The following is a 7662-nucleotide window of genomic DNA, read 5'->3' on the forward strand; positions in this document are numbered from 1 at the left end:
ATGATTTTGTTTACGAAAATTGGCTTATTCGTAGGATTTCAAAAAAGCGCGGAGTACCGGATGTACTTTAACAAAAGGGCTCTGACCGGTTCCGTTAGCAAAACCAGCTTCCACCCCTTGGATAGGCGTGACGAAGGAATGAGAGGGCTACGACCCGTTGAGACATGGGAGGGAAAGCCTCCAGGGGCTGTGTGGAGAATGCGTGCATAATCTTTGGTAGTATATAGGATTCCTTACTTGTCCCCTATTTCCTCATGCCCTCATTTAACAAAACGAGTCATAGCACTGATTATTCCTCCATTATCTGTGTTCAAATTAAAATGAAATCCTGCGAATGAGCGAGCATTCGTGAGAAAAACGAATTAAACTGAGGGAGTTTTGTAAGATTTGGTGAAATTTAAGATTACAATTTATTCCTTATTGTTCATTCTACTTCTTTATAAGCTTTATTTTGAGAAAAAATAAATAGTCAATTTCTTCACCTTTTATAGAATAAATAATTGACCCTTTACCTACAAATGTAGCTTCTCCATTTTTCAATTGATAACTGGGATTATCAACTTCCTTACTTCCAGTAACCGCGAAAGAAATCTTACCTAATTCTTATTCAATTTCGTTTTCAGTGATTTCCGCTGTTTTTTCCTCATCATAATAATATTTATTTCCGTTCCAAGCAATTGCATCAACCTATTCCACTGACGATTGAATCTCATCTATTTCATTATTACTCTGAAAAGAACAACCAGCTAAGGGTAAAAATACCGTAATCAAAAAACACGGGGAAGGTTCTTTTGTTTGCGTAGTTTGGAAGCAGAAGAACCGTCCCCGTGTGTTCCCGTGTGTTCAAAAAAGCCTAATCCCTCCTTATTTTTAACGAGGAATTAGGCTTATGATCTTCAACAATAGCGTCCAATTGTGGAAGATCAACTAATTAGATAGAAAGATCACACAGTTTTCTTTTTAATGTCCTGCCATCATTGTTGCATTCGCTTCTTTTGTTTCATCATCTTGTGCATGTTCCGGCTGTTGTTTTGGTCTACTTAGGATTGTTCCTAAAAGCGCCCCTGTTAATGCAATCCCTGCAGCTAGAAGGAACGTGTTACCATAGGCAGAAACGGTAGCTTCAATTGGATCAGCTATTTTTGTCATATGATAAGTAATTCTTGAAGTTAGGAACCCTGTCATACCTGCTACTGCAAATGAAACCATAACTTGTTGGGCTGCAGTTGTTAATGGTGTGACGCGACTTACAAGATGTTTTGGAGCGGATTGAAGAACATGGGTATTAATTGCCATCATGGATAGACCCATTCCTGCTCCCATCATCACTAAACATGTAACGATAAATCCAGTAGTTGAATCCATAGAAATTCGTGAAAGCATAACTAGAGCTGCAGTAATAATAGACAAGCCTATTATAGCTAAAGGACGAGCACCTATTTTATCATATAAACGCCCTCCGATTGGCATCATTACACCTGATGCTAGAGCTTGAGGGAGAAGAATTAAACCAGTATCTAATGCACCGTAACCTCTTACTGTTTGTAAAAATAACGGGACAATAATCATAACCCCAAATAATGCGATTTGGGAAATCCATGTAATCACAATCCCTTTTCTAAAGTCAGATGATCCAAAAACTCTTAACTCTAATAAAGGCTGCTTTTGACGAAGTTCGACGATAATGAATAGAATGAGAGCAACTCCACCTACAATTAATCCGGTAAGAGTTTCCGTTGAAGTCCAGCTTTTGCCCCCTTCACTCACTCCATAGGCTAGCATTGCGAATGCGATAGGTGCAAATATGATTCCTAAATAATCAAGGGATGCAACGGTCTTTCGTTCAACTTTCGGTAAAAATTTCAGTCCAACCAAAATTGCAATAATACCGATTGGCAAATTAATAAGGAATATCCAATGCCAAGTAACGTATTCTACAAGATATCCTGCTAAAACAGGCCCTAGTGCAGGTGCTAATAGCATTGGAACCCCAAGTGTTCCCATAACAGCCCCTATTTTATCCGAAGGAGCAAGTCTGAAAATAATTGTCATTCCAATTGGCGCTACCATTCCTCCCCCCAGCCCTTGAATAACCCGATAGAGGATAAGCTGTTCAGGGTTTCGTGCAACAGAGCATAGAACAGAACCAAGTGTAAACAAGGCGATTGTAATTAAAAATATCCTTTTTGCCCCAAATCGGTCAGTCATCCAACCAGCTAAAGGAATGACAGCTGATAATGCGAGCGTATAACCTGTTATGGACCATTGCATGGTCGAAACATCAGATTTAAAATCTTTCACTATTCCAGGCAAGGCAACATTCATAGCCGTACTATCAAGAATTACCATTATCATACCAACAATGACAGCTAGTAGTGGTCCTATGATGGTTTTAATGGAGAATGCTTCATTGTTATTTTTTGTTTTTACTGACATACGATATCCTTCTCCTATTCAAGTGCTGGTATACAGTTACTATTTGGCAAGCACGGGTACAGTATTCACTTCTTCTTAATCCATTAAGTAATTATCAGACTCTTTCATGAAAACATGTTCAGCAGGTCAGATAAGTTAATAATAGTAATAATAGTTGCCAGTATCGCCAGTATGAACGCCGGAATTGCCTGACTGATACGATCTTTTGCCCTAACATGAGTAATCACTCCGCCAAGCATGGTGATTGCAAGCCATAACCCAGCTAATGCTGTTACTCCAGGATTCCAAAAACCGATAGCTAAACCAGCTACCCCAACTAGTTGTACCCAACCAGTAACCACTCGGAACCATTGAGGTAGGTTGAGGTGCTTGAATGTTTCAACTTGCTGTTTATTACCGGCTATCTTCATGAACCCCGTCATCAAGAACACTAGAGATAACAGGCTTTGAAGAACGATAGATATAATTAACAAGATAATTCCCCCAGTATATTTGTTTTTTCAATATCCTTTATAAGGTACAATGGTAATAATGGATATTGATTTAAAATTAACTGAGTTTACTCACTATGAATTGACTCACCATGAGTTCACTCATTATGAGTTTATTCGATATATTTTAAAGTGTCAAGGGGGATTTTTTATGACAAACCAACATTCTTCAAAAGCATCAGCAGTAGAAGTTGTCCATGCTTTAATTAAGACTTCTCATTATATTCAGAGAGAATATGAAGCACATATTTCAGATCTCGATATGCCGTTTCAAATATCAGGACCCAGACTTCGCGTTCTACTTGCTGTTTCCGAGGTAGGGAAAATACGAATGAACGAGTTAGCAGCCAAATTAGGAGTTAAGGCCCGAACGGTTACTGATTTTGTAGACGCGCTTGAACAGGATGAACTTCTTGTCCGTCTACCTGATCCATTAGACCGACGTGCTACTTTGATACAGCTGACAGATAAGGCCCAAATGCAAATTAAAAAAGTACGATTGCTTGAAGAAGAAGCAGCAGAAATATTGATAAAGAATCTGACTCAAGAGCAGCGACACCAACTTATTGATCTTTTTTCCAAGCTTACAAATTATAATGAAGTTCAATGCTCATTAGATGAATGAAAAAAACCGATTTTCCTTGAGACAAGGAAAATCGGTTTTTTTCATTCATTATTAAAATACATAGAATTTATAATTCACAATCGGACGTTCTTTTTATGTATTTTTACCTTATATAATTCTTATCCTTCTTACTCCCCGTTAATGAAATAACATAGAGCTTCGGCTCACTCTCGAATAATTCCATCTCTTATTCAAGAATATGGTCCGTTTGAAGATTGACCTTATTGAAAATCATTCAAATATGTATAACAACTACAACTATATTGATTAAAATACAATGTTTTTTAATCTTTTAATATCTAGAATGTATGTAGTGGTAAGCAGTTTGTCATTCATTGGTACACTTTTTGTCACTCAGTGGTAAAAAATATGTCAATGATGGTACAGTTTATTGGTTGTAATCAAATCAACCTAAATTTACTTTTTTTCAATTTCATAAGCCCTCTGACTCATCTCATAGTAATCTTCATCTAAATATCCCCAAGATATTCCTTATTAACACTAATTTTACCATAAAGTTCAAAATACTTAATTTTAATTCCTTCTTAATGTTATCGCAGTTTTCCTTAAAATTTATTACGAACATTGGTTCTAAAAATAATTGAAAACAGCACAAATGTTCGTATATAATATGACTAAAAGTAGATGGTGTTGTGATCCGTGATAGAGGCAAAATAAATGGAATGGTTTTTTTATGCCAAAACAAACCCAAATACTTAAACAAATGAAACGGGAAGAATCACAGCTGAAGAAACCGTTCTTGGATGAACATGAACTCGAAGAGATTGGGATCATCAAAAAGGACTCACTTGATTACTCTATACCAGTCAAAATTACAATTTGGGATTATGGCTACTTTTATCATACTTCTGGGATTGTGGTTAAAGTAGATATGCTTGAAAAGAAAATTTTGATTCTGACCGACCTTGAAGAGAAATGCGTTGATATAGAAAAAATGACAATGGTGTCTAAATTATAAAGATTGATTATAGTCGATTTCCAGAGCAAAAAATACTTTGTATAGACTTAAAAAGTTTTTACGCCAGTGTTGCAGCAGTACAAATGGGATTAGACCCACTCACATGCTACCTCGCTGTCGTTGGTAGTACAGATAGGCAGGGTAGTGTGGTGTTGGCTGCTTAATAAGCTAACTAATACTAATACAATTAACCCAAAGAGTAATAATAAATTCACTATTTCTATCCCTCCTTTAAATTACGCATTACCATAAATATCCAAAAATATTAATGGAGTATCCTGCCCCTTACTTTAATAGGAAACGTCGACCTTCGTTATTGAAGAATCACCTCCGTAAGTTTTTTTCTCCTAATTGGCATTATTCATAAAATTCTTTATCGTGACGTGTAATCAATCTGAAACAAAAGCTCTCGTTAGTTCCTTTAACAAATGATGCAATCGTATATTCTGTAAAAGAATTGAAAGACCTTCTTTATATGAATATTCTTATTGAATTTAACTTCCTCCTAGTTCCCTACTAAAATAAATAAACCTAAAATATACATCCGAATGAAAAAAATCATGTATGCTTTCGGCTTTATCGGATTGAAAGTTATTGAAGATCAGCTAATCTTTAGTTCCTTATGATTTATAAAAGTTTCATTGCTTTTAATAGCACCTTTAATTTTTCACTTGATTCGAGTGTAGCAACTTCACCAAAATACATATTAAAAGTAACAACATATCCCTTTGGGGAGTATCTTTCCTTCTTTTAAAGTGCTTGTTTTTTCGGTATTATGTTCTATTTTAATACCTCTTAAATTATTGACCTGTCCAAATTAAAATGCGTTACTATTATTGCAGAAACGCTCGTCGTTAGCTCATCCAACTAAAGGTAACGAGTGTATAGACAATAATTGTAAATGTAATTGCAACCCAAGTAGTATTATTCTCAGTATTTGTATCTCCATTTTTTATCTGTTTGGCTAAATCCACGCTTTTCACAACAAAGATAATACAAATTAAAGGCAATAGATAAATACCAATAAATCCAATTATATCAAAAAACATACGTATTTCCCCCAATGCTATTTCCTTTACATGGTAAATACATATTCAATGACCAAATCGGAAATTCCCTCTTAAGCCACATACTTGCCCCTATAGTTTCTAAATAGAGACCACCTACTTTTACTGATAAGTAAAAATAAATAACCAACCTATCAAAAGTTAGGTTGGTTTGCTGGTTTATTGCTAAATATAGAATTATTTTATTTTCTACTTATTACCTGGAGCTGGCTGGTCAACTCCTTTAATATGGTGTCTATGTCCATCGTCTTCTGTTGTGTAAAAATCATAATAATGAACATGCATTCCATTTCCCACTGGAATAGGGGGTCCTGAATAAGCTTTATAATGATGAGTATGCCCGTTTTCAAAGAGCACATATCCTTCCGTATAATGAATATGGCTATCGTCTTGAGTGGGAATGGCAGGAGAAGTAACATCTAAACACTGATGAACATGCCCTGCCTCCATCGAAGTATAATCAACAGAGCCATGATTATGGTGTGGTACCATACCCTTTACAAAATCATCTTTTCCTACTTTAGCCATTGTCTCCACCCCTTTTCGATTTTGTCATTTGAAATCTTATCTTTAAATGAATCGTAGTTTATAAACTAATTTCATTTACGCAAGGCTCCTCCCCTCTTTTCTACAACTATATTACTAAGGATATTTATTAATAAAACAAAATATGTTCGTGAAAACACGCCCATTACTTGAAATGGAAAAAACGATCCTTCATATATTGAAGAATCGCCTTGTACGTAATAAATTCATTTTTTGAAAATCCGAAACAAGTCTAGAATTAATCGAATCCCACAAATGGCAAATAAAAATATTACTGCTATCTTCTCTATAACGTATAAAGAAAAAATTGGGGATGGTTAACACCATCAAAACAAAAATTACTATAAATCCATAAAATAAAGTCTTTTGTTTATCCATACTCTCCCACGTACTGTATTATTTTTCACTTCTTTATCCACACAGCTTTATTAAGGTATTCTGACCTTTAGTTTATTAAGAATAAGCTCCCTTATCTGAACATTCCATCTGTTAGTACGGCAACAAACTGATATTAAGAATAGTCTTATTTTTAATGTAAATATTAAAGGGGATTAAAAAATATATGTGAGGAGTATAGTAAATGCAAAAAAATAATGACAGCAACTTTTATTTTCTTGGTAAACTAACTTTTATTTTAGTTTTTTTACTACTATTTAGCAGCACTAACCTTAGCACAGGTGTAAATGCTTCCGTAAGAGAGGATGCCCTAAGCACCGTAATTAATTTCTTAAAAGCTCAAAAAAGTTGTAATGTTGATGATATGCTAAAATACTCAGAATATACAACCAAAATGAGTAATCAGAGGGATTTTTACATAAGTCTTTGTAAAGATCAACCTCTAAAACAGGCTAAAATTACCGATCTAACCATAATAAATGACAGTGTGGTTTTAGTATCTATCGAATCTACGTATAAAGATAGAATATATATCAGCACTTCACCTGTTATAAAGAAGGATGGACATTGGAAAATTGTTAAGGGAATAACAGGTCCAGGCTATGTGGATTTATCAAATAAGTCGAACAGGAATAGCCAAGAAGTAATGGTGAAGAAAGCAATCGAAAGTTATTCTAACGCGGTTTACACGGGTGATTTAACAGGAATGAAAAAGTATATAAAAATATTACCTCACACGAACAAAGAAACAATTGAGAACCATCTTAAGGCAATAATTGAAGAACAACCGAGACCTGAAGTTACCCCATTTGGAGTAAAGATCATTTCTGATACCTTTGCCATCGCTCAAATAGAAACAAAGTATAAATATTTCAGCTTTACTCAAAATTATTGTGACTGCTAGAATAAAGTATACAGATTTTGCTTGATTTGATGAAACACTTATTTACCCAAATATACCAGCAAAGAATATTACCCTCCCCCTGTAAAATGAATAATAGTTTCATTACTTACAGTGGAGGTCGGAAAAGGTGGATAAGTGGGAAATGTACATGGAAATAAAGCAATTATTAAAACAAGGGTTTAGTCAAACTAAAGTAGCTGAAAAGTTGGGGATTTCTA

At 34.9% G+C, this 7662-nt stretch carries 7 protein-coding genes and 1 pseudogene; 4 read left to right on the forward strand and 4 right to left on the reverse strand.

Features of this window, described 5'->3' with window-relative positions; translation table 11 throughout:
- Positions 1-960: 960 nt before the first annotated feature.
- On the reverse strand, positions 961-2436 hold the full coding sequence (locus ACFSO7_RS08940) for an MDR family MFS transporter (protein ID WP_377876952.1): 1476 nt from the start codon (positions 2434-2436) through the stop codon (positions 961-963).
- 104 nt (positions 2437-2540) lie between these two features.
- Positions 2541-2909, reverse strand: a complete 369-nt coding sequence (locus ACFSO7_RS08945; RefSeq protein ID WP_377876953.1) for a DoxX family protein — start codon at positions 2907-2909, stop codon at positions 2541-2543.
- A 169-nt stretch (positions 2910-3078) separates the two neighbouring features.
- Between ACFSO7_RS08945 and ACFSO7_RS08950 the strand changes: the two genes are divergently transcribed.
- The 3 genes and pseudogenes from ACFSO7_RS08950 to ACFSO7_RS08960 form a co-directional block, all read left to right on the forward strand.
- Entirely contained in the window at positions 3079-3552 is a 474-nt protein-coding gene (locus ACFSO7_RS08950) for a MarR family winged helix-turn-helix transcriptional regulator (RefSeq protein ID WP_377876954.1), read from the forward strand.
- A 694-nt stretch (positions 3553-4246) separates the two neighbouring features.
- On the forward strand, positions 4247-4531 hold the full coding sequence (locus tag ACFSO7_RS08955; RefSeq protein WP_377876955.1) for a YolD-like family protein: 285 nt from the start codon (positions 4247-4249) through the stop codon (positions 4529-4531).
- Positions 4532-4533: 2 nt separating this feature from the next.
- Positions 4534-4692: pseudogene (locus ACFSO7_RS08960) on the forward strand (UV damage repair protein UvrX); the annotation flags it as partial.
- A gap of 693 nt (positions 4693-5385) precedes the next feature.
- Here the strand turns inward: ACFSO7_RS08960 and ACFSO7_RS08965 are convergent.
- Positions 5386-5580: a hypothetical protein gene (locus ACFSO7_RS08965; protein WP_377876956.1), complete on the reverse strand. Its 195-nt coding sequence runs from the start codon at positions 5578-5580 to the stop codon at positions 5386-5388.
- Positions 5581-5787: 207 nt separating this feature from the next.
- Positions 5788-6126 (reverse strand): YmaF family protein, encoded by a 339-nt coding sequence (locus tag ACFSO7_RS08970; RefSeq protein ID WP_377876957.1) that lies wholly within the window; start codon positions 6124-6126, stop codon positions 5788-5790.
- A gap of 598 nt (positions 6127-6724) precedes the next feature.
- Here ACFSO7_RS08970 and ACFSO7_RS08975 point away from each other — a divergent pair.
- Positions 6725-7444 (forward strand): nuclear transport factor 2 family protein, encoded by a 720-nt coding sequence (locus ACFSO7_RS08975; RefSeq protein ID WP_377876958.1) that lies wholly within the window; start codon positions 6725-6727, stop codon positions 7442-7444.
- Positions 7445-7662 lie beyond the last annotated feature (218 nt).

This window comes from Bacillus sp. CGMCC 1.16607 (genome assembly GCF_042683745.1).
In the GTDB taxonomy this organism is placed as follows: Bacteria; Bacillota; Bacilli; order Bacillales; family Cytobacillaceae; genus Pseudoneobacillus.

Excerpts from the sequence above, each read along its gene's own strand:
- ACFSO7_RS08940 (WP_377876952.1), bottom strand. The coding sequence starts at position 2,436 with ATGTCAGTAAAAACAAAAAATAACAATGAAGCATTCTCCATTAAAACC.
- ACFSO7_RS08950 (WP_377876954.1), top strand. The coding sequence starts at position 3,079 with ATGACAAACCAACATTCTTCAAAAGCATCAGCAGTAGAAGTTGTCCAT.
- ACFSO7_RS08955 (WP_377876955.1), top strand. The coding sequence starts at position 4,247 with ATGCCAAAACAAACCCAAATACTTAAACAAATGAAACGGGAAGAATCA.
- ACFSO7_RS08965 (WP_377876956.1), bottom strand. The coding sequence starts at position 5,580 with ATGTTTTTTGATATAATTGGATTTATTGGTATTTATCTATTGCCTTTA.
- ACFSO7_RS08970 (WP_377876957.1), bottom strand. The coding sequence starts at position 6,126 with ATGGCTAAAGTAGGAAAAGATGATTTTGTAAAGGGTATGGTACCACAC.
- ACFSO7_RS08975 (WP_377876958.1), top strand. The coding sequence starts at position 6,725 with ATGCAAAAAAATAATGACAGCAACTTTTATTTTCTTGGTAAACTAACT.